This is a genomic window from uncultured Roseobacter sp. (assembly GCF_947501835.1).
Lineage (GTDB): Bacteria > Pseudomonadota > Alphaproteobacteria > Rhodobacterales > Rhodobacteraceae > Roseobacter.
The window spans coordinates 283,697-304,707 of sequence record NZ_CANMXR010000006.1 but is presented as its reverse complement, the minus strand read 5'-3'; the positions used below and the strand labels follow the sequence as shown (position 1 = coordinate 304,707).

General features: G+C 60.6%; 18 protein-coding genes. 10 read left to right on the top strand and 8 right to left on the bottom strand.

Features of this window, described 5'->3' with window-relative positions:
* Positions 1-85 precede the first annotated feature (85 nt).
* A complete protein-coding gene (locus tag Q1A20_RS14695) occupies positions 86-1,015 on the top strand; it encodes an MBL fold metallo-hydrolase (RefSeq protein ID WP_299917302.1) in 930 nt (309 codons plus the stop codon).
* 19 nt (positions 1,016-1,034) lie between these two features.
* Here the strand turns inward: Q1A20_RS14695 and Q1A20_RS14690 are convergent, their stop codons facing one another.
* Both Q1A20_RS14690 and Q1A20_RS14685 read right to left on the bottom strand, forming a co-directional pair.
* Entirely contained in the window at positions 1,035-1,844 is an 810-nt protein-coding gene (locus Q1A20_RS14690; protein ID WP_299917299.1) for a prolyl oligopeptidase family serine peptidase, read from the bottom strand.
* Positions 1,845-1,935: 91 nt separating this feature from the next.
* The gene (locus Q1A20_RS14685; RefSeq protein WP_299917297.1) at positions 1,936-3,594 is read right to left on the bottom strand and encodes an NAD+ synthase; all 1,659 of its coding nucleotides are present in this window, start codon (positions 3,592-3,594) and stop codon (positions 1,936-1,938) included.
* Between the two features lie 181 nt (positions 3,595-3,775).
* Here Q1A20_RS14685 and Q1A20_RS14680 point away from each other — a divergent pair, with 181 nt between their 5' ends.
* Together Q1A20_RS14680 and Q1A20_RS14675 are read left to right on the top strand one after the other, a co-directional pair.
* Complete coding sequence (locus Q1A20_RS14680; protein ID WP_299402167.1) at positions 3,776-5,164, top strand: 2-isopropylmalate synthase; 1,389 nt, start codon at positions 3,776-3,778, stop codon at positions 5,162-5,164.
* A 4-nt stretch (positions 5,165-5,168) separates the two neighbouring features.
* The gene (locus tag Q1A20_RS14675) at positions 5,169-5,795 is read left to right on the top strand and encodes a hypothetical protein (protein ID WP_299402165.1); all 627 of its coding nucleotides are present in this window, start codon (positions 5,169-5,171) and stop codon (positions 5,793-5,795) included.
* A 135-nt stretch (positions 5,796-5,930) separates the two neighbouring features.
* Here Q1A20_RS14675 and Q1A20_RS14670 read toward each other — a convergent pair whose 3' ends face one another.
* Entirely contained in the window at positions 5,931-7,457 is a 1,527-nt protein-coding gene (locus Q1A20_RS14670) for a cryptochrome/photolyase family protein (RefSeq protein WP_299917295.1), read from the bottom strand.
* Complete coding sequence (locus tag Q1A20_RS14665) at positions 7,454-8,119, bottom strand: SDR family NAD(P)-dependent oxidoreductase (protein WP_299917293.1); 666 nt, start codon at positions 8,117-8,119, stop codon at positions 7,454-7,456. The genes Q1A20_RS14670 and Q1A20_RS14665 overlap by 4 nt, the downstream gene beginning before the upstream one ends.
* Positions 8,120-8,395: 276 nt before the next feature.
* Here Q1A20_RS14665 and Q1A20_RS14660 point away from each other — a divergent pair, with 276 nt between their 5' ends.
* On the top strand, positions 8,396-9,964 hold the full coding sequence (locus tag Q1A20_RS14660) for a 2-isopropylmalate synthase (protein ID WP_299917290.1): 1,569 nt from the start codon (positions 8,396-8,398) through the stop codon (positions 9,962-9,964).
* Between the two features lie 66 nt (positions 9,965-10,030).
* Here Q1A20_RS14660 and Q1A20_RS14655 read toward each other — a convergent pair whose 3' ends face one another.
* Positions 10,031-10,531: a hypothetical protein gene (locus Q1A20_RS14655; RefSeq protein ID WP_299917288.1), complete on the bottom strand. Its 501-nt coding sequence runs from the start codon at positions 10,529-10,531 to the stop codon at positions 10,031-10,033.
* Positions 10,532-10,783: 252 nt separating this feature from the next.
* Between Q1A20_RS14655 and Q1A20_RS14650 the strand changes: the two genes are divergently transcribed.
* The 6 genes from Q1A20_RS14650 (at position 10,784) to Q1A20_RS14625 (ending at position 17,389) form a co-directional block, all read left to right on the top strand.
* Positions 10,784-11,830 carry a rod shape-determining protein gene (locus Q1A20_RS14650; RefSeq protein ID WP_298969587.1) on the top strand — a complete coding sequence of 349 codons (1,047 nt, stop codon included), beginning with the start codon at positions 10,784-10,786 and terminating at the stop codon, positions 11,828-11,830.
* Between the two features lie 71 nt (positions 11,831-11,901).
* Positions 11,902-12,804 carry a rod shape-determining protein MreC gene (gene mreC / locus Q1A20_RS14645; RefSeq protein WP_298969487.1) on the top strand — a complete coding sequence of 301 codons (903 nt, stop codon included), beginning with the start codon at positions 11,902-11,904 and terminating at the stop codon, positions 12,802-12,804.
* Between the two features lie 29 nt (positions 12,805-12,833).
* Positions 12,834-13,340 carry a rod shape-determining protein MreD gene (locus tag Q1A20_RS14640; protein ID WP_298969586.1) on the top strand — a complete coding sequence of 169 codons (507 nt, stop codon included), beginning with the start codon at positions 12,834-12,836 and terminating at the stop codon, positions 13,338-13,340.
* A gap of 31 nt (positions 13,341-13,371) precedes the next feature.
* Positions 13,372-15,315 (top strand): penicillin-binding protein 2, encoded by a 1,944-nt coding sequence (gene mrdA, locus Q1A20_RS14635; RefSeq protein WP_299402155.1) that lies wholly within the window; start codon positions 13,372-13,374, stop codon positions 15,313-15,315.
* Positions 15,312-16,451 carry a rod shape-determining protein RodA gene (rodA, locus tag Q1A20_RS14630; RefSeq protein WP_299917286.1) on the top strand — a complete coding sequence of 380 codons (1,140 nt, stop codon included), beginning with the start codon at positions 15,312-15,314 and terminating at the stop codon, positions 16,449-16,451. The genes mrdA and rodA overlap by 4 nt, the downstream gene beginning before the upstream one ends.
* A gap of 5 nt (positions 16,452-16,456) precedes the next feature.
* Positions 16,457-17,389 (top strand): glyoxylate/hydroxypyruvate reductase A, encoded by a 933-nt coding sequence (locus tag Q1A20_RS14625; RefSeq protein WP_299402153.1) that lies wholly within the window; start codon positions 16,457-16,459, stop codon positions 17,387-17,389.
* Position 17,390: 1 nt separating this feature from the next.
* Here Q1A20_RS14625 and Q1A20_RS14620 read toward each other — a convergent pair whose 3' ends face one another.
* From Q1A20_RS14620 to dut, 3 genes are all read right to left on the bottom strand, one after another.
* Positions 17,391-19,406 (bottom strand): M3 family metallopeptidase, encoded by a 2,016-nt coding sequence (locus tag Q1A20_RS14620; RefSeq protein ID WP_299402151.1) that lies wholly within the window; start codon positions 19,404-19,406, stop codon positions 17,391-17,393.
* Between the two features lie 84 nt (positions 19,407-19,490).
* The gene (locus Q1A20_RS14615) at positions 19,491-20,552 is read right to left on the bottom strand and encodes a molybdopterin-synthase adenylyltransferase MoeB (RefSeq protein WP_299402149.1); all 1,062 of its coding nucleotides are present in this window, start codon (positions 20,550-20,552) and stop codon (positions 19,491-19,493) included.
* The gene (gene dut / locus Q1A20_RS14610; RefSeq protein ID WP_299402147.1) at positions 20,552-21,004 is read right to left on the bottom strand and encodes a dUTP diphosphatase; all 453 of its coding nucleotides are present in this window, start codon (positions 21,002-21,004) and stop codon (positions 20,552-20,554) included. Before dut ends, Q1A20_RS14615 begins: the two co-directional genes overlap by 1 nt.
* Positions 21,005-21,011 lie beyond the last annotated feature (7 nt).

The following is a 21,011-nucleotide window of genomic DNA, read 5'->3' as shown; positions in this document are numbered from 1 at the left end:
AATGATCGGGTTGTCCCTGTTTTACATGGGCAGGATACAACGGCACACTATCTTGCGAAGAGTCCAACACAAAAGGAAAGTGATCATGTCAGATCAGATCAACCTCTCCCGTCGCGCGGCACTCGCGGGTGCGGCTGCCCTGCCCCTTGCGGCTGCAACAACCGGGACCGCCCGCGCCGAAGCGCCGATGCAGGGCGTGGGCATGAGCCCGTTCAATCGGGTCAAGGTCGGCGGCTTCGAAGTCACCACGCTGCTTGCGGGCACCCGTGCTGTCGAAGGTCCGCACAACATCTTTGGTCTCAACGTGGATGCCGATACATTCGCCGAAGTGTCGGCAGAGGCCAATCTGCCCACCGATGTGTCGCAGTTCTTCTTCACGCCCACGGTCGTGAACACCGGGTCCGAGCTGGTGCTTTTTGACACCGGGCTCTCCGCTGCGGGCACAACTTCGGCGCTGGAGGCCGCAGGCTACACCGCCGATCAGGTGGATGCGGTGGTCATCACCCACATGCACGGTGACCACATTGGCGGTATGACCACAGAAGATGGCGCCGCGACCTACAACAACGCACGTCTCGTGACCGGCCGCGCGGAATTTGACGCCTGGGCCACGGCGGATAACGACAACTTCAAGGCCAAGATCGAGCCTTTCGCGGATCAGTTCACCTTCCTTGAGGATGGCGGCGATGTGGCATCGGGACTTACCGCCATGGCGGCCTTTGGGCACACGCCCGGGCACATGACCTATATGGTCGAAGACGGCGGCACCCAGCTGGTCATCGGTGCGGACTTTGCCAACCACTATGTGTGGTCGCTCGCGCATCCCGATTGGGAAGTGAAATTCGACATGGACAAAGCGGCAGCCGCCGCAACCCGGCGCCGGATCCTCGACATGATGGCGACCGACAAGACCGCCTTTATCGGCTATCACATGCCCTGGCCCGGGATCGGCTATGTCGAAAAACGCGGCGACGGGTTTGCCTATGCGCCGCACAGCTACCAACTGATGCTGTGATTTCTGTTGGGGCGGTGGCTTAGAGCCGCCCCACTTTCTCAAACTGTTCCCAGGCAAAACGGACGAATTCAGTCCGAAAGGAATGCCCGCCGTCAAAGAGGCAGAACTTCAGCGTATCGCCCGCCAGGTTGTCCTCCTCGGTGCACGCCAGATCGCCATAGGTCGCCTGCCCAAGCGGTTCGAACTTGCCGTAGTCGCGGTACATCTCCAGCGCCGCACTGACCTCGCCCTGTTTCGTAGGGCCGATCACCCGCCCTTTCAGCGGCACCGTCCGGTCGCTCGTGCCGTGAATGTGGATGATGCTGGCGACAGGCCCGGCGCAGGTCTCGGGCGGCTCCAGCCAGAAAGTGCCCGAGATCGGGATGAAGCCCGCAAAGCGGTCGCTCATCGAACAGGCCAGGTTCCAGGTCATCATGCCGCCCGCGCTGAACCCCGTGGCCACGATCCGCGCCTCGTCGATGGCAAAACGATTGGTAGCATCCTTGAGCACCGCGTCGAAATAGTTGAATTCGACCGCACCATCGGTGTCCAGATGCCGTGGCGCGTTGGGGATCACCCAATCATCGTCCTGGGACTTCACGGCGATCAAGGCGACCCCCATCTCTGAGGCCATGCGCCGCAGCGAGCCATTGCGCATCACGCCCTGAGCCGATCCGCGGTACCCATGGGAGAAAACCAGCGCCGGGACGGGTGTCGCACCATCGTGGCCCTCTGGCATGGCAATGCGGTAGTGGCGGTCGCCCAACTGGCAATCCGTATCCGGGCCACATGCCAGAGCAGGCGCGCCAAAAAGGCCAAGGGTTACGCTAAGCACTGGCAATAATCGCATGAACTGTCCTCTCAAAAGTCAAGCGGACTGTGGCGCGTCGCGCCACGCCAGACAAATCACATCCGCGTAAGCATCGAGGGCGCCTGGTGCGTCAGGATGGATCACGCCAGCGGTTCACAATCGGGTACCGCCGATCCAGCCAGAACGCCCCTTTGGTCAGCCGAGCACCCGGCGCGGATTGGAAGCGTTTGTATTCGGAGATATAGATCAGATGCTCGACCTTCTTGGCGACATCCCGGTCGAAGCCCGCGGCCACGCAATCTTCGATCGACCCGGCCTGATCCACCAGAATCTCCAGCATGGCATCCAGATCGGGGTAATCAGGCAGGCTGTCGCTGTCTTTTTGATCGGCACGCAATTCCGCAGAGGGCGGTTTTTCGATGACCCGCGGCGGGATCACCTCACCCGCAGGCCCCATCATCCAGTCGCGATGGTTGGCATTGCGCCAGCGACAGGTCTCGAACACACGCGTCTTATAGAGGTCCTTGATCGGGTTATAGCCGCCTGCCATATCGCCGTAGATGGTGGCATAGCCCACCGCGACCTCGGATTTATTGCCGGTCGTCAGCAGCATTTCGCCAAATTTGTTCGACAGCGCCATCAACAACAGCCCGCGCAGGCGCGATTGGATGTTTTCCTCGGCCAAATCCGGCTCAAGCCCCTCGAAAAGCGGGGCCAACGTTTGGGTGATGGCTGCACGCCCTTCCGAGATCGGAACATAATCGTACCGGCAGCCCAGTGCCTTTGCCACGGCCTCGGCATCCTCAAGCGAGGTTTTGGAAGTATATTCAGAAGGCAGCATCACGCAGCGCACGTTATCCGCGCCCAATGCGTCCACCGCGATGGCCGCCACAAGCGCAGAATCCACCCCACCTGACAACCCCAGCAACACCTTGCCGAACCCGGTCTTGCGGCAATAATCCCGCAGCGATGTCACCATCACGCGGTAGTCCTGCTCCCAGGCGTCGGGATGTGCCGCTTTTTCTCCGGCAACCACGCGCCAGCCTTCGCCTGTGCGTTCCAGATCGATGTGCGAAAGCGTTTCTTCCAGCACTGGGAGCTGCACCGCCAACACCCCGCCGGGGTTGAGCGCAAATGAGGCACCGTCAAACACCTGATCATCCTGCCCCCCCACCATATTGAGGTAAATGACCGGCAAACCCGTCTCGACGACTCGCGCAACCATGTGGTTCAACCGGGTCTCGAACTTGCCCCTGTAATAGGGCGAACCATTTGGAACCAAAAGGAATTCCGCGCCCGTTTCGGCCAGCGTCTCCGCAACGTCCTCATGCCAGGCATCCTCGCAGATCGGCGATCCCACGCGCGAATTGCCCACGGAATAAGGGCCGCCCAATGGACCCGCATCAAAGATACGCACCTCGTCGAAAACCGTCTCATTCGGCAAATGATGTTTCAGCACCTGGCTTGAGATCTTGCCGCCCTTGAGGATCAGATAGCCGTTGTAAAGCTTCGTGCCCTCCACCCAGGGCGCGCCAATTGCCAGGGCGGGGCCGTCGGCACATTCTGCCGCCAGTTCTTCGATCACCCGTGCGGCATCCAGCTGAAACGCGCGCCGCATCACCAGATCCTGCGCGTTATAACCGGTGATGAACATCTCCGGCAGCGCCACCAGCTGCGCCCCTGCGTCGCGCCCTGCTTCCCAGGCTTCGCGCGCCAGAACCGCGTTGCCTTTCAGGTCCCCAACCGTCGGGTTCAACTGCCCCAAAGTGATACGAAAACGATCCGACATGTGCCCGGCCCTTTTGCCTGAATAGCTGTGATGTAGCAGATTGGGCGTTGGTGGAAAGCCCATCCCCACCTATTGCGACAAAAGAGCGTTGCCCCCGGAGCGCCCTTTGCCTAAGTTCCGGAAAGGGCCGTTCGGGGGTTCGGCCATGTGTTTATTCGCAAAGACAAACCCAAGGGTACTCATGTTCATTCGACGCCTGATCTTTTGCCTTGCCTTCCTTCCTGCACCACTTCTGGCACAGGACGGGCAGGTGCTCACCAAACAATATGACGATGGTGGTGTGTACGAAGGTACGTTCCGCGGCGGGGTCCAGCACGGCACCGGCACCTACAAGCTGCCGAATGGATATGAATACACCGGCCAGTGGATGGATGGTGAGATCAAGGGCGAAGGCATCGCGCGCTTTCCCAACGGATCGGTCTACGAGGGGATTTTTGCCAAGGGCAAACCGGACGGGTTCGGCAAGATCACTTTTGCTGACGGTGGTACCTACGAGGGTGAATGGCAGTCGGGTGCGATCATGGGATCGGGCATCGCGCTTTATGCCAATGGTGTGCGTTACGAAGGTCAGTTCCGCAATGCCAAGCATCATGGCAAGGGCACGATGCAGAGCCCCGGCGGCTATGAATACAAAGGCGACTGGGTAGATGGTGTCAAAGAGGGCATCGGGACCATCACCTATCCTGATGGCGCGGTCTATGAAGGGGCAATCCGTGCAGGCAAACGCGCGGGTGAGGGCACGCTGACGATGCCGGACGGGCTGATCTATGTAGGGCTTTGGCGGGACGGGCAGATCGACGGCACCGGCAAGCTGACGCAGGCCAATGGCGATGTTTACGAAGGCCAGCTGTCCAGTGGCCGGCGCGAAGGCGTCGGCAAGGTTATATACGCCAATGGTGACACCTATGAGGGCGAGTTTACCAATGACCTGCGCGAAGGTCAGGGTACCTTTACGGCACAGGACGGATACACCTACACTGGCTCCTGGGTCGCGGGCGAGATCGAGGGACAGGGCCGCGTGATCTATCCCGATGGCTCGGTCTATGTCGGTGCGTTTTCCGATGGGCTGGCCGATGGCGAAGGTCTGATCACCTACCCGGATGGCTCGACCTATGAAGGGGCGTGGAAAACCGGCGTGATCGATGGGGTCGGCAAGGCGACCTATACCAATGGCGTGGTCTATGAGGGTGAATTTCGCAACGCCCGCAACCATGGTCAGGGCATCATGACCTACGCGGATGGGTACAAATACGACGGCAACTGGGTCGACGGTCAGCGCCAGGGCGAGGGCACGGCGACCTACCCCGATGGCACGATCTATGTCGGGTCTTTTGAGAACGGGCAGCGCCACGGCATCGGCAAGATCACCATGCCCAGCGGTTTCGTCTATGAGGGTGCGTGGCAAAACGGCGAGATCGAGGGCCAGGGCATCGCCACCTATGCCAATGGCGACGTCTACGAGGGGACGTTCAAGGCGGGCAAACGCCAGGGCACCGGCACCATGCGCTATGCCACCGGCGAAGAAGCCACGGGCGACTGGGAAAACGGTGCGCTGACCGACGGCGGCTAGTCAGGTGGACACGCTCAGCGGGCTCTGGGCGGCATGGTCGCACGGACCGATCGACCCAAACGCGCTGCTCTGGGGGACACCGCTCTGGTGGTGGAACCGAATGGGCACCTTCGTTCAGGTCTTTGCCGTTATCGGTCTCGTCTTTGAAATCGCGGGCTTCGAACGGATCAACGCAACCGCCGCCGCCCTGCGCCAGTCCAGTTTCTTCAACATATTGGACAGAGAAATGGCGGACGGCGCCTCCGATGCCGCCAAGACGCCTCAAACCGTGGCCCTGTCGTCTAAAATCGGTTTCAGTATCTTCGCCTGCCTGCTCTACGCCGTCATGGCCTGGGGCGCGGCTTGGGTGTTCGGGCTGATCTGGCCCTTTGCCAAAATGGCCTTCGTCGACAACAGTGGCTTCCTCCACGCGGTTTTTGTCGCGGCGGTGCGGCTTTTCTCAACCATTCTGGCCTTTGCCGCCGGCGTCCTGGCGATTTTCGCTGCGGCTGCCGCAGCCTTCCATGCCCTCTACCTCTTTCTGAATCCCGCCTCCTGGATCCTCAGTTCGCCCCGCCTCAAGGCGGCGCTGAACCTGACGATCCTCGGCGCAACCCTTTTCAACCTGCATTTTACGCTGCTCTTGCAATAATCGAACAGGGGCCATGCGCCCAACCGCACGGGCCGCCACGACCACACTGGACCTGACAAGCAACGCACCTGGTTTCGCAGACGGGCGTATCGACACTGGTGACACCCTGAGCGCCGGGAACTTCTCGCCCACCGTTCAGACGGTTTCGCCCGCCTCCAGGCGTTTCAGAAAACCTTCCGCCTCCGCGAGCACAGTCTTGCGCCGATCCGCGTCCATCCGGTCCCAGGTGCGGTACATGTTACCCATGCGCGCATTGCTCTTGAAACGGTCCCGGTGACGATCCAGAAAGTGCCAGTAGAGCAGGTTGAACGGGCACGCGCCCTCCCCCGTTTTCTTCGATACGCTATAGGCGCAGCCTTTGCAGTAGTCCGACATCCGGTTGATGTAGGCGCCGCTGCTCACATAGGGTTTCGACGCGATGATCCCACCATCGGCAAACTGGCTCATGCCAACGGTATTGGGCGCTTCCACCCACTCAAACGCGTCCATATAAACCGCCAGATACCATTCATGCACCTGCCCCGGATCAATACCGGCCAGCAGGGCAAAATTCCCGGTGACCATCAGGCGCTGGATGTGGTGTGCGTAGGCTTCATCGCGTGTCTGCACCACCGCTTTCGACAGGCATCGCATCTGCGTCTCCGCCCCCCAGAACAGATCCGGCAGATCGCGGTCGTGCCCCAATTCATTGCGCGCCGGATAGTCGGGCCCTTCCAGGAAATAGATGCCGCGCATATATTCACGCCACCCGATGATCTGCCGGATGAACCCTTCGGCGGCATTGATCGGCACATCGCCTGCATCGTAGGCCGCTGCGACCTTCTCACAGACCTCCAGCGGGTCCAGCAGACCGATGTTGATATAGGCCGAGATTACCGCGTGATAGAGGAACCGGTTCTCCGCCAGCATCGCATCCTGATAATCACCGAATTTCGGCAAGGCGTTGGCAATAAAATGCGCCAGCGCCCGGCGCGCTTCGCCTTCTGTCGTCGCAAACCAGAAGGGTCGCAGCTGGCCAAAATGCCCGTCAAACCGCGCCTCGACCAGCGCCAGCACCTCCTCCACCGTCTCATCCGGCGTGAACTGCATCGGCCCGTTGAAATCGACATCGTCCGGCGCGGGTTTGCGGTTGTCATGATCGAAATTCCACTTGCTGCAGGCGGGGTCACTTCCCTCCATCAAAAGCCCCGTCTTGCGCCGCATCTCGCGATAGAAATACTCCATCCGCAGCTGCTTGCGTCCCTGCGCCCAGTCCTCAAACTCCTGATGTGAGGCAATGAACCGGTCATCCGGGAGGATATGGGTCTTGATCGGTGCGTGTTTGAGCTTATCGATCAACCGCCACTCGCCGGGTTCCGTGACCAGCACTTCCGATGCGCCGGTCTCCTCGGCCCGCCGCAGCAATTCGCCAACGATGGAGCCTGCATTCTGCGTGTCGTCCAACTGCGCATAGCGGACGTCCCAACCGTCCTCGCGCAGCCGCGCGGCGAACTTGCGCATCGCAGCGAAAATCAGGGCAATCTTCTTGGGGTGATGCTTCACATATGCGGTCTCTTCCGCGACCTCAGCCATGACCACAATGTCGCTGCCCCGGTCCGCCTGACGTAGCGCGCTCAACCCTATGCTCAACTGGTCACCCAACACCAGCACCAGACGGCTCACCACGGCACCTCTTTGCCAGCCCAATCGTAGAACCCACCGGTCTGATCGGGGGAGAGGCCGCCAACAACCTTCAGCAGGTTTTCGGCCGCGTCCTTAGCAGGCACGGAAGGGTGCCGTCCCAGATATTTCTCGGTGAAAGGCGTGGCGACCGTGCCCGGATGCAGGGCCACGCAAATCGAGTGTTTATGCGTGCGTGTCAGCTCAATGGCGGTGGTATGGACGATCTGGTTCACCGCCGCCTTGGCGCTGCGGTAGCTGACCCAACCACCGATCCGATTGTCCCCGATAGACCCCACCCGCGCCGACAGCACGGCCATCACGGCAGGCCTGTCGCGCGGCAACAAAGCCGCCGCATGGCGCAGCACCAATGCAGGCCCCAGCGCATTGAGCGCGAACTGATCCATCATCGCCTTTGGAGTGACTGACTTAATGGATTTCTCGGGGGCCGCACCCCCAATTTCAAGGGCACCGGTCGCAACCAGCACAAGGTCGAATACCCCCTGAACCGCCTCAAGATGCGCGGAAACCGACGGCTCATCCGTGATGTCGAACCCATCTTCCGAGCGCGATAATGCCACCACCTCATCACCGCGCAGGCGGCAGGTAGCTGCCACCGCACTGCCAATGCCACCGGAGGCCCCGATAATCAAAACTCTATTCATCCTGAGCGACTTAGAAGAGGGCGGCCCTGCTTCAAGTCCGAGCGGAGTGCCGCGGATTGCAAATGCCAAAAAAACCACCTTCCCATTTACGCAAGGGGCGGTATAAACGGGCGCATGGCACCGATTTTACATATCGCATCCTGCCCGCGCGCCTTTTTGCGCCCTGCCGCCGCTCTGCTGCTGCTAACCCGCCTCTGAGCGTGCCCTTCGGCGCGCCCGCTCAGAGGGATGTGCAGCGCGCCAGGGAAAAACAGCAGAAAATCGAAAGAACCAGACATGACAGATAAATCCAAACAGGACCGCGTCCTGATTTTTGACACCACGTTGCGCGATGGCGAACAATCCCCGGGTGCGACCATGACCCATGCCGAAAAGCTCGAAATCGCCGGGCTCCTGGACGAGATGGGCGTCGACATCATCGAAGCCGGTTTCCCCATTGCCTCCGAAGGCGATTTCGCCGCTGTCTCCGAGATCGCCAAGATGGCACAGACGTCGGTGATCTGCGGGCTTGCCCGCGCGCAATTCGGTGATATCGATCGGTGTTGGGAAGCGGTGAAACACGCGCGCCGTCCCCGTATTCATACGTTCATCGGCACCTCGCCCCTGCACCGCGCCATTCCCAACCTCGATATGGATCAGATGGCGGATCGCATTCATGAAACGGTGACCCATGCGCGCAATCTCTGCGACAATGTGCAGTGGTCGCCGATGGATGCGACACGTACGGAAGAGGATTACCTTTGCCGCGTGGTCGAAATTGCCATCAAGGCCGGCGCCACGACAATCAATATCCCTGATACGGTCGGCTATACGGCGCCGCGCGAATCCGCGGAACTGATCGCCATGTTGCTGCGGCGTGTGCCGGGCGCGGATGAGATCACATTCGCCACGCATTGCCACAACGATCTTGGCATGGCCACGGCCAACAGCCTCGCCGCCGTCGAAGCGGGGGCGCGCCAGATTGAGTGCACGATCAATGGCCTGGGGGAACGCGCGGGCAACACAGCGCTTGAAGAGGTCGTAATGGCGATGAAGGTGCGCAACGACATCATGCCCTATCAGACCGGCATCGACAGCACCAAGATCATGAACATCTCCCGCCGCGTGGCGACCGTCTCCGGGTTCCCGGTGCAGTTCAACAAGGCGATTGTCGGCAAGAACGCCTTTGCCCATGAATCCGGCATCCATCAGGACGGCATGCTGAAGAACGCCGAGACCTTTGAGATCATGCGCCCCGAGGACGTGGGGCTGTCTGAGACCAATCTGGTGATGGGCAAACATTCGGGGCGCGCCGCGTTGCGGTCAAAGCTTGAAGACCTCGGATTTGAATTGGGCGACAACCAGCTCAAGGACGTGTTTGTGCGGTTTAAGGAGTTGGCGGACCGCAAGAAGGAAATCTACGACGATGACCTGATCGCGCTGATGCGCACCTCCTCAGATCCGGAAAACGACCGGTTGAAGCTCAAGTCGCTGAAGGTAATCTGTGGCACGGACGGGCCGCAACAGGCCGATCTGGTGATGGAGATCGACGGCGACGCGCATTCGACCACGCAAACCGGCGATGGCCCCGTCGATGCGTCGTTCAATGCCATCAAGGCTCTGGTGCCGCATACCGCGCGCCTGCAGCTTTACCAGGTGCACGCCGTCACTGAAGGAACTGACGCGCAGGCGACAGTATCCGTACGCATGGAAGAAGACGGGCGCATCGTGACCGGCCAGTCGGCCAATACCGATACCGTTGTCGCCTCAGCGCTGGCCTATATCCACGCGCTCAATCGGCTGCTCGTCCGTCGCGAAAAGGGCGGCAAGGACAAACGCGAGATCAGCTATAAAGACGTAAGCTGAGGCTCATTTAGACGACGGACCGCTGGGCATTGCCCTAACGGTCCGTCGGACGGGCTCAAGGAAACTCTAGCAATCCAGAACAAAGATTCTTGAAGCGGGCAGACCGCCGCCGCGCCTGAAATAGGAATCAGATATGTCGCAATCAGTCGCCGCTTCAACATAGGGCGGCGCGACATAGTGCCATGGATTGCCGCGGTTCCCGGCACCAAAGGTATCTGCACCGCGATGCTGAACAACAATGAAGTCGTATATGTCGGACCGCACGTGTTTAAGGCCGATGCGGTAGTCATCAATCTGAATGATTTTCATCTCCGCTGGCTTGAATGTCTTATCCCCCACTTCCGGAGCCAGGTTCGCCGCATCCCGTTCACTCTTGGGAACGCCAGTATTTCGGAATTTCCGCGACATATAAGTATAGGACGGCAGGTTTGTGACCCTTGCGGCAGGCAATTCGGCTGGCAGGGTAGGTCGCGCATCAGGTCCGGGAGGCGTCGACGCGGGCGCCTTTGGCGGAGCGTCAACAGGCGCGCAAGCAGTCAACCCAGCCAAAACAGCGAGCAGAGTCATTTTTCGTCTTATCATTGGAGGTAATCCACGTTTTGCGATGCAATCGGGACGGTTGTCACTGAACCGCATTGACTGCATCGCTTCAGGTTTATGAGAGATGTGACGATCAGACCGGAATCATAAAAGATTCGAAAAAGCAACATGTCGCCACGATCAACGTTAACGCCCCTTTCACCCTTTAGCGCCTAAGCCTATAAGACAGGAAAGCCTGCCTTGGAAAAGCGCGGGCCAAGAGAAATTCGGGCAAGGTTAATCGCAATGTTTGATAAAATTCGTGGGCTGTTTTCATCGGACATGGCCATCGACCTCGGAACGGCCAATACGCTGGTCTATGTAAAAGGCCGCGGGGTGATCCTGTCGGAACCTTCTGTGGTCGCCTATCATGTCAAGGACGGCGTGAAAAAGGTGCTGGCGGTGGGCGAAGACGCCAAGCTGATGTTGGGGCGTACGCCCGGCAGCATCGAAGCCATTCGGCCCATGCGCGAAGGTGTGATCGCCGATTTCGACACCGCCGAAGAGATGATCAAGCACTTCATCCGCAAAGTGCACAAGCGCTCGACCTTCTCCAAGCCCAAGATCATCGTCTGTGTGCCGCACGGCGCCACCCCGGTTGAGAAACGTGCGATCCGGCAATCGGTGCTCAGCGCCGGGGCGCGCCGCGCGGGCCTGATCGCCGAACCCATCGCGGCGGCCATTGGCGCGGGCATGCCGATCACCGATCCCACGGGCAACATGGTGGTCGACATCGGCGGTGGTACGACCGAGGTGGCGGTGCTGAGCCTCGGCGACATCGTCTACGCGCGCTCCGTGCGCGTCGGCGGGGACCGGATGGACGAAGCCATCATCAGCTACCTGCGCCGTCAGCAGAACCTTCTGGTCGGCGAAACCACCGCTGAACGCGTGAAAACATCCATCGGCACGGCACGGATGCCCGACGACGGGCGCGGCACCTCGATGCAAATCCGGGGACGTGACTTGCTGAACGGTGTGCCGAAAGAGATCGAAGTCACGCAGGCGCAAATTGCCGAAGCGCTGGCCGAACCGGTGCAACAAATCTGCGAAGCGGTGATGACCGCACTGGAAACAACGCCGCCCGATCTGGCCGCTGATATCGTGGACCGCGGTGTGATGCTCACGGGCGGCGGCGCACTGCTAGGCGATCTGGATCTGGCGCTGCGCGAACAGACGGGTCTTGCGGTATCGATTGCGGACGAGTCGCTCAATTGTGTGGCTCTGGGAACGGGCAAAGCGCTTGAGTTTGAAAAACAACTACGGCACGCCATTGATTACGATAGCTGAACGCGGCACGGGATAGCACCCTCATCAGCGGCAGGTTTGCCCTGCCTGTTCGAGGGCAGGAGACAGCCAGAATGGCAAAGGACCGATCTAACAGCAGCGACTATACCGGCCCCGTCCGCCGGTTGCTGCTGGGTGTTCTGGTGCTGTGTCTGCTCGGTATATTTCTGGTCTGGCGCATTGACAGCCCCCGGGTGGAGCGGTTTCGGGCGCAGGTAACCGATCGCTTTGTGCCAGGCCTCGATTGGGCAATGGCCCCGGTGACCGGCACCATCAATCTGCTGAAGGATTTCCAGAGTTATCAGAGGCTTGCCGAGCAAAACAGCGAATTGCGGTCAGAGCTGCGCCGGATGCAAGCGTGGAAAGAGGCAGCGCTGCAGCTGGAACAGGAAAACGCTCGGCTGCTGGATCTCAACAATGTCCGGCTCGACCCGCGCCTGACCTATATCACCGGCGTGGTCCTGGCCGATAGCGGCTCGCCCTTCCGCCAGTCCGTCCTGCTGAACGTCGGCGCCCGCGATGGCATTGTTGACGGCTGGGCGACTATGGACGGGATCGGGGTCGTGGGCCGCATTTCCGGCGTGGGTCAGAACACCGCCCGGGTGATCCTGCTCACCGACGCCTCCAGCCGCATTCCGGCGGTGATCCAACCCTCAGGCCAGCGTGTCATCGTCTCGGGTGACAACTCCGCAGCGCCCCCGATTGAGTTTCTGGAAGACAGCGATGTGGTGCGCCCGGGGCACCGGGTTATCAGCTCCGGGGACGGCGGCGTCTTTCCGGCTGGGTTGCTCATCGGCCAGGTGGCAGCAGACCCCAGCGGGAAATTGCGCGTCAGGCTCGCAGCAGACTATCAACGCCTCGAATTCCTCCGCGTCTTGCGCCATCACGGCACCGACCCCGTTTCTGACACAGCGCGGATCATCGGGCCACAACTCCCGCCACAACCTCAAATCGCGCAGGACGAGGTGAGCCAGTGACCGGGTTGCCCCTGACACGTTTGTGGACCATGCGGTTGGGCTTTGCCATGCTGGTCTGTATCATTCTGTTTTTCCACCTGCTGCCGCTGGAGACCACCCCCCGTAGATGGGTGGGGCCGGATCTGCTGCTGGCCTTCGCCTTCGCCTGGTCACTGCGGCGCCCGGAATATGTGCCATCCGTCTTGCTTGCCCTCATGTTTCTGCTGGCGGACCTGTTGTTGCAACGCCCCCCCGGGCTCTGGGCCGTTCTGGCCCTTTTGGCCTGCGAAAGCCTGAAAGGGCGCGCCCGCGGGCTGCGCGACACCGGGTTTGCCAGCGAATGGCTGAGCGTTTGCATCCTGATCGCAGGCATAACGGTCGGCTATCGCGCGGGTTTGATCATCACTCTGGTGGAATTGCCACCCTTTGGCTTGACGGTCTTCGAGACGGTGATGACAATGTTGTTTTACCCGCTGGTTGTCGCAATCACCCATGGCCTGATGGGGGTGCGCAAAACGACACCGGGTGACCTTGATGCATCGGGAGGGCGCGCGTGACCCATCCTGATACCCCTGCCGGAGGCTGGAAATGAAAAAGACCCGCGCAGAAACAGATTACAGCCACCGTCGCATTTCGCGGCGCGCGGCCCTCTTGGGTGGCGCGCAATTGCTGTTTATTGGTGGCTTGGCGGCGCGCATGCGCTTTTTGCAGGTAGATCAGGCCGATCAATTCCGCCTGCTGGCCGAAGAAAACCGCATCAACGTCCGTCTGATCCCGCCCTCGCGTGGGGAGGTGTTCGACCGCAACGGCGTGCGGCTGGCCCAGAACGCCCCCTCTTACCGCATCGTTATCGTGCGGGAGGACGCTGGCGATACCGATGCCGTTCTGGAAAAGCTCTCCACCATTGTCCCCTTGGACGCAGAGACACTCGAACGCACCAAGCTGGAGCTGAAACGCTCCCCATCTTTCCTGCCGGTCACCATTGCGGAGGATGTCAGCTGGGACGACATCAGCCGCGTTTCGGTCAATGCACCCGCCCTGCCCGGCGTCACGCCTGAGGTCGGGTTGAGCCGTGTTTACCCGCAAGGCTCTGATTTTGCGCATGTCTTAGGGTATGTTGGCCCGGTATCCGACTATGACCTGGAGAAGATCGAAGACCCCGAACCGGTGCTGCGCATTCCGCGTTTCCAGATCGGAAAAGTGGGGGTCGAGACCAAGCTGGAACCTTTGCTGCGTGGAAAGGCAGGTGCGAAACGCGTCGAGGTCAACGCAGCGGGGCGCGTCATGCGCGAGCTCGACCGCCGCGAAGGCACGCCCGGATCGGACTTGCAGCTGACCATCGATGCCAATCTGCAGGGGTATGTGCAGGCACGGCTGAGCGAAGAGAGCGCCAGCGCCGTGGTGATCGACTGCGACAACGGCGATGTGGTCGCCTGCGCCTCGGCGCCGACGTTTGATCCCAACCTTTTTGTGCGCGGCATTTCCGTCAAGGATTACAACACGCTGACCGGTAATAAATACCGCCCCCTGGCCAGCAAAACGGTGCAAGGCCTCTACCCGCCCGGATCTACCTTCAAGATGATGACGGCGATGGCGGCCCTTGAGGCCGGGCTGATCGGCCCGGATGAAACCGTGTACTGCCCGGGGCACCTCACGGTATCTGGCCGCAGGTTCCACTGTTGGAAACGCGCAGGCCACGGGTGGGTTGACTTGCAAACCTCGCTGAAGCGGTCCTGCGACGTCTATTACTATGATCTTGCGGTCAAAATCGGGATCGAAAAGATTTCCGCCATGGCGAAACGGTTTGGGCTGGGCATCAAGCACGATGTGCCCATGTCTGCGGTGGCGCAGGGTCTGGCCCCGACGATGGAGTGGAAATCCTCGACCTATGGACAAAGCTGGCGCGTCGGCGACACGGTCAATGTCTCGATCGGACAGGGCTTCATGCTGGCCTCGCCGCTGCAATTGGCCGTGATGAGCGCGCGACTGGCCACGGGTCGGTCAGTCGAACCGCGGCTGATCAAATCCGTTGACGGCGTCGAAACCCCCGAACGCGGTGGCGAAAGCCTCGGGATGAACGAAAACAACCTGCGCAAGATGCGGCGCGCGATGAATGCGGTGGTCAATGACCGGCGGGGCACAGCCTACGGGTCGCGCATCATTGACGACACAATGCGCATGGCGGGCAAGACCGGCACCAGCCAAGTGCGCAACATCACCGCAGCAGAACGCCGTGCGGGTGTGATCCGCAACGAGGACTTGCCATGGGAACGCCGCGACCACGCGCTTTTCGTGAATTTCGCACCGGTGGAGACCCCTAAATATGCGGTCGCGGTAGTTGTGGAACACGGCGGCGGCGGGTCAAAAGCGGCAGCCCCCATCGCGCGTGACATCACGCTTCAGGCGTTGGCCGGCGGGCCACCGCCACTCGAAGCCTATCCCGCCAAAGATCGCGAACGCATTGAAGCACAACAGGAAAAACTGCGCCAGATCCAGCCGCAGGCCGTCTTTTCGGGGCAGGATCAGGCATGAGCTATCTTGAGTATGCCGTCAAAACCGCACCAACCGGGTTGCGCAAGATACTCTATCTGAACTGGCCCGTGGCGATTTTGCTGGCGTCAATTTCGGGCGCTGGTTTCCTGATGCTCTACTCCGTTGCGGGCGGATCTTTCAGCCCGTGGGCCGAACCGCAGATGAAGCGTTTCGTGATGGGGTTTGTGCTGATGATCGGTGTCGCCATGGTGCCAATCTGGTTCTGGCGGTCGCTTGCGGGCATCGCCTATCTCGGCACAGTGGCCCTGCTGGTGGCGGTCGAGCTTTTCGGCACCGTTGGTATGGGCGCGCAGCGGTGGATCGATCTGGGGTTCATGCGCCTGCAACCGTCCGAATTGATGAAAATCACGCTGGTGATGTTTCTGGCGGCCTATTATGATTGGTTGCCCGTCAAAAAGACATCCCATCCATTTTGGGTCATCCTGCCGGTTTTGATCATCATCATCCCCACATTCCTGGTCTTGCGACAGCCGGATCTTGGCACGTCCATCCTGCTGTTGGCCGCGGGTGGTGGTTTGATGTTCCTGGCCGGCGTGCATTGGGCCTATTTCGCGGCTGTCCTGGCCAGTGTCATCGGGCTGATCGCGACGGTCTTTCAGTCGCGCGGCACGCCATGGCAATTGATCAAGGATTACCAGTTCCGCCGCATCGACACCTTTCTGGACCACAGTTCCGACCCGCTGGGCGCGGGCTATCACATCACACAATCCAAAATCGCGTTGGGCTCGGGCGGCTGGACCGGGCGTGGTTTCATGCAGGGCACACAAAGCCGTTTGAATTTCTTGCCTGAAAAACACACCGATTTCATCTTTACCACGCTCGCCGAAGAGTTCGGTTTTCTGGGCGGCGTCTGGTTGCTGGGGCTCTATGCGCTAATCATCATTTTCTGCGTCTGGTCTGCTCTGATGAACAAGGATCGTTTCTCCTCGCTGCTCACCCTCGGCATCGCGCTGAACTTCTTTTTGTTCTTTGCCGTCAATATGTCCATGGTCATGGGCATGGCCCCGGTTGTGGGCGTCCCGCTGCCGCTGGTCAGCTATGGCGGCTCTGCGATGCTGGTGCTGATGCTGGCCTTTGGCCTGATGCAAAGCGCCCATGTTCACCGGTTGAGGTAGCCTAGATGCCGATTAACGTCTTGTTCGCGGCCCATGTCGACAGGTGGGAAACATACCGCGCGCCCTTAACCGACGCCTTTGCCGCGCTGGATCTGGATGTTCAATTGGCCACCGATTTCCGGCCCGAGGATGTTGATTACATCGTCTATGCCCCAAATTCACCGCTGCAGGATTTCGCACCCTACACGCGGGCCAAGGCCGTATTGAACCTCTGGGCCGGGGTCGAAGCCGTCGTCAACAACCCAACTCTGAAGATCCCGCTGGCACGTATGGTTGATCCTGGCATGACCAAATCCATGACGGAATGGGTTGTGGGCCATGTGATGCGCTACCACCTCGGGCTGGACCGCTACATCGTCAATCCCGATCACGCATGGGCACCGCGTACACCACCGCTCGCCGCGCAAAGAACGGTCTGCATTCTGGGCATGGGCGCGCTTGGCAGCGCTGTGGCCGAGGTATTGCTGACGCTTGGTTTCAAGGTGCGTGGGTGGAGCAGGCGCGAAAAATCCATTCCCGGCGTCGCGATGCATCATGGCGAGGACGGGCTGGAATTGGCGCTATCAAAGGCCGAAATCCTGATCCTGCTGCTGCCTGACACGCCCGCCACGGAAAACATCCTTGATGCCGCGGCCATCGCGCACCTGCCCAAAGGGGCCTTTGTCATCAACCCCGGACGCGGGCCGCTCATTGACGATCAGGCGCTGATTGATGCGTTGAACGACGGACAGATCGCGCAGGCAACGCTGGACGTTTTCCGCACGGAACCGCTGCCCGCAGATCACCCGTTCTGGGCCCATCCCGGTGTGACCGTGACGCCGCATGTTGCGGCGGATACGCGGCCTCATACCGCCTCTCAGGTGATCGCGGAAAATATCCGGCGGGGTGAAATCGGGGCGCCATTCCTGCATTTGGTAGACCGCACCAGCGGCTATTGAGTTACGCTGTCGCCAGACCCCGCCCTTTCAACAAGGCCTCAACGCCCGGCAGGCGCCCGCGAAATGCGGTGTAAAGCTCGGCTGCATCCCTGCTGCCACCGGTGGAGAGAATGTGTTCTTCCAACGCTGCTGCGCGTTCGGGATCAAACGGGCCACCCGCCTCCTCAAAGGCTTCGAATGCATCTGCATCCATCACCTCGGACCACATGTAGCTGTAGTAGCCGCTGGAATACCCGTCACCCGCAAAGACATGGGCGAAATGCGGTGTGGCGTGACGCATCGTGATGGCGGCGGGCATCCCCAGCGCCTCCAGCACCTCGCGCTGTTTCGCCATTGGGTCCTTGGGCGCGGGGCCATCGTGAAACGCCAGATCAACCAGCGCAGAGGCCACGTATTCGACGGTTTGGAACCCCATGTCGTAGGTGGCGGCGGCCAGAACCTTATCCAGCATCTCCTGCGGCATCGGCGCGCCGGTGTCCGCATGGGTGGCAAATTCAGACAGAACCTGCGGCACTTCGAGCCAGTGCTCGTAAAGCTGGCTTGGCAATTCCACGAAATCACGTGCGACGGACGTTCCGGAGATGCTTTCATAGGTCACATTCGACAGCATCTGGTGCAAGGCGTGACCAAATTCGTGAAAGAGCGTGCGCGCGTCGTCATAGGACAACAACGCGGGGGCGCCCTTGGCGAAATTGCAGACGTTGATCACGACCGGCGCCTGTTTTTGTGGAAACTTCGCCTGAGACCGCATGGCGGAACACCAGGCGCCGGACCGCTTCGACCCGCGCGCGAAATAATCGCCAATGAAAACCGCCACATGTTCACCGTCGCGTGTGACCTCCCAAGCCCGGCAATCCGGGTGGTAAAGCGGCACATCCAGCGGCCGGAACGCCAGGCCAAAAAGCCGCGTCGCGCAGGCAAAGGAGGCGTCAATCATGCGGTCGAGTTGGAAATATGGCTTGAGCGCCGCCTCATCCAGATCATGCTCCGCAACGCGGCGTTTTTCCGAGTAATAGCGCCAATCCCAGGGGGCCAACGGGCCGTTCACGCCATCTTCCTGCATCATGCGGGTCAGGATCTCAGCATCCGCATTAGCTTGGGTGCGCGCGGGCTCCCAGACCGCCATCAAAAGGTCACGCACAGCCTCCGGGGTCTTCGCCATCTCCGGTTCCAGCTTGTAGGCGGCAAAACTATCATACCCCAAGAGCTTGGCGCGTTCTTCACGCAGGTCCAAAATCTCCGCTGCAATTTCACGGTTGTCGGTTTTCCCGCCGTTGGCCCCCCGTGCGGTCCAGGCGTTGAACGCTTTCTCACGCAGATCGCGCCGATTTGAGAACTGCAGAAACGGCACAATCAAGGAACGCGACAGGGTCACAACCGGCCCGTCCGCGTCCTTTTCGTCACCGGCAGCACACGCCGCGCTGACAACAAATTCCGGCAGGCCATCCAGATCATCCTCGCCCAGCGGCATGAACCAATCACGTTCATCCGCAAGCAGGTTCTGGGTGAACTCGGTGCCCAAAACGGCCAATCGCGCCTTGATCTCCTTCATCCGCGCCTCGTCCGAGCCGGTCAGCGCGGCCCCGGCTCGAACAAACCCCAGATGTGTCAGCATCAGAACCCGTTCTTCTTCATCCGTGAGATTCAATGTGCTTTTGTCTTCCCAGACCTGCGCCACCCGCGCAAAAAGCGCCTTGTTGCCCGAAATCTCGGAAAAATGCGCCGCCAGTTTCGGAGAGAATTGCCGTTGCAACTCTTCACGGGCGGGGTTGCTGTCGGCCCCCGCGACGGTGAAGAACGCGCCCAACACCTTGTCCAGCGCTTTGCCCGCTGCTTCCAGCGCCTCAACCGTATTGGCAAAGCTGGCGGGCTCATCCGCACCTGCGATGGCATCAACTTCTGCACGGTGCTGTGCCAGCGCCTCCTCCATCGCGGGCGCGAAATCCTCGTCCTTGATCTGATCAAAAGGCGCGATCTGAAAAGGGGTGTTCCAGTCCTGGAGCAATGGGTTGGTCATGGCGGCTCTCCTTTGCCTGACAAGCTAGGTCTGCCCCGCGGGATGCACAACCCGCAGTGGTGTCACACTGGCCATGAACGCGCTTTATCCGGTCTTCGCCTCGGCGCCGCCGCAGGTCGGGCAGTCCGCGCGGCGGGTAATCGCAATGGTCCGGCTTTCACCGTAGAGGGCATCATAAATCACCATCTGGCCCCGCAAGGCCGTGCCCGCGCCGGTGATGATTTTGACCGCCTCTGCGGCCATCATCGCCCCGACAACGCCGGGCAATGGGCTCAAAACGCCTGCTTCCGCACAGGACGGGGCCAATTCCGGCGCTGGTGCTTGCGGGAAAATGCATTGGTAGCAGGGCGCATCTGCGCTCGGGTCAAAGACGCTCAATTGCCCTTCCCACTGGCTGAGCGCCCCGGAGATCAGCGGGATGCCCTGTGCCACCGCTGTTTGGTTGACCAGATAGCGGGTGTCGAAATTGTCCGTACCGTCCAGCACCAGATCATAGTCCGCAAAAAGCTCCGCCGCGATCTCATCTGTCAGCCGTCGATGATAAGGGCGCACAACAATATGCGGATTCTGCGCCAGCATTTCTGCCTGCGCAGAGAACACTTTTGGCGTACCGATGGCGTTATCCTTATGGATCACCTGCCGGGCCAGATTGGCGTTCTCCACCAGATCATCGTCGATGACCCCGATTGTGCCGACGCCCGTGGCCGCCAGATATTGCAGGGCGGGTGCGCCAAGACCGCCCGCGCCGATCACCAGAACCCGCGCCTCTTTCAGCTTTTTCTGCCCGGGGCCGCCGATCTCGCGCAGCACAATATGCCGTGCATATCGGTTCAATTCGGTCTCGCTGAACCCCGGTTTTGGCACGCCTGCCTCAGCAGCGGCCTCGTTTTTATCTGCGCGTGCGCGCAGGGCGCGCAAACCACGACGGTACCCGAAGATGAGCAAGGCAAAGCCGCCAAGGATCAACCAGGGGGCGGGGCTTTCCCCTGTTGCCATGCGCAGTGGGGTGCCAGCCGGCAGGGTCACCTGGATGATCAGCACACCCACATAGAGGACCGCGATCACGGCGGCGCGGGTTGCCCGTGGCACCCCCATGGACGCACCAAGCGCCCAAAACGCGGCCGCCAGAATGAAAACCAGCAGCATCAGCCCCTCCCGGTCGACCCGAAGCCGCCTGCGCCCCGGTCGGTCTCACTCAAGCTGCCGACAATCGCAAAATCACCTTGAACAACGGGGGCGACAACAAGCTGTGCGATGCGCATCCCATGTGTCACCACAAAGGGTTCCTGACCGGCGTTCATCACGATGATGCCCACGGGACCACGATAGTCGCTGTCGATCGTGCCTGGGCTGTTCACCAGCATGATCCCGTGTTTCAGCGCCAAGCCGGAGCGTGGACGGACCTGAACCTCATAGCCTTCCGGGATCTCCATCTGCAGACCGGTCGGGATCAGGACCCTGTCGCCCGGCGCAATTTGCGCGTCACCGTCCGGCAGATTGGCCCGCACATCGGCCCCCGCCGCCCCCGCGGTCTGATAGTCCGGCAAGGACACCGATTGATCCGCACCCTTGAGCCATGTCAGCTTGATCTGAACCAATCACTCG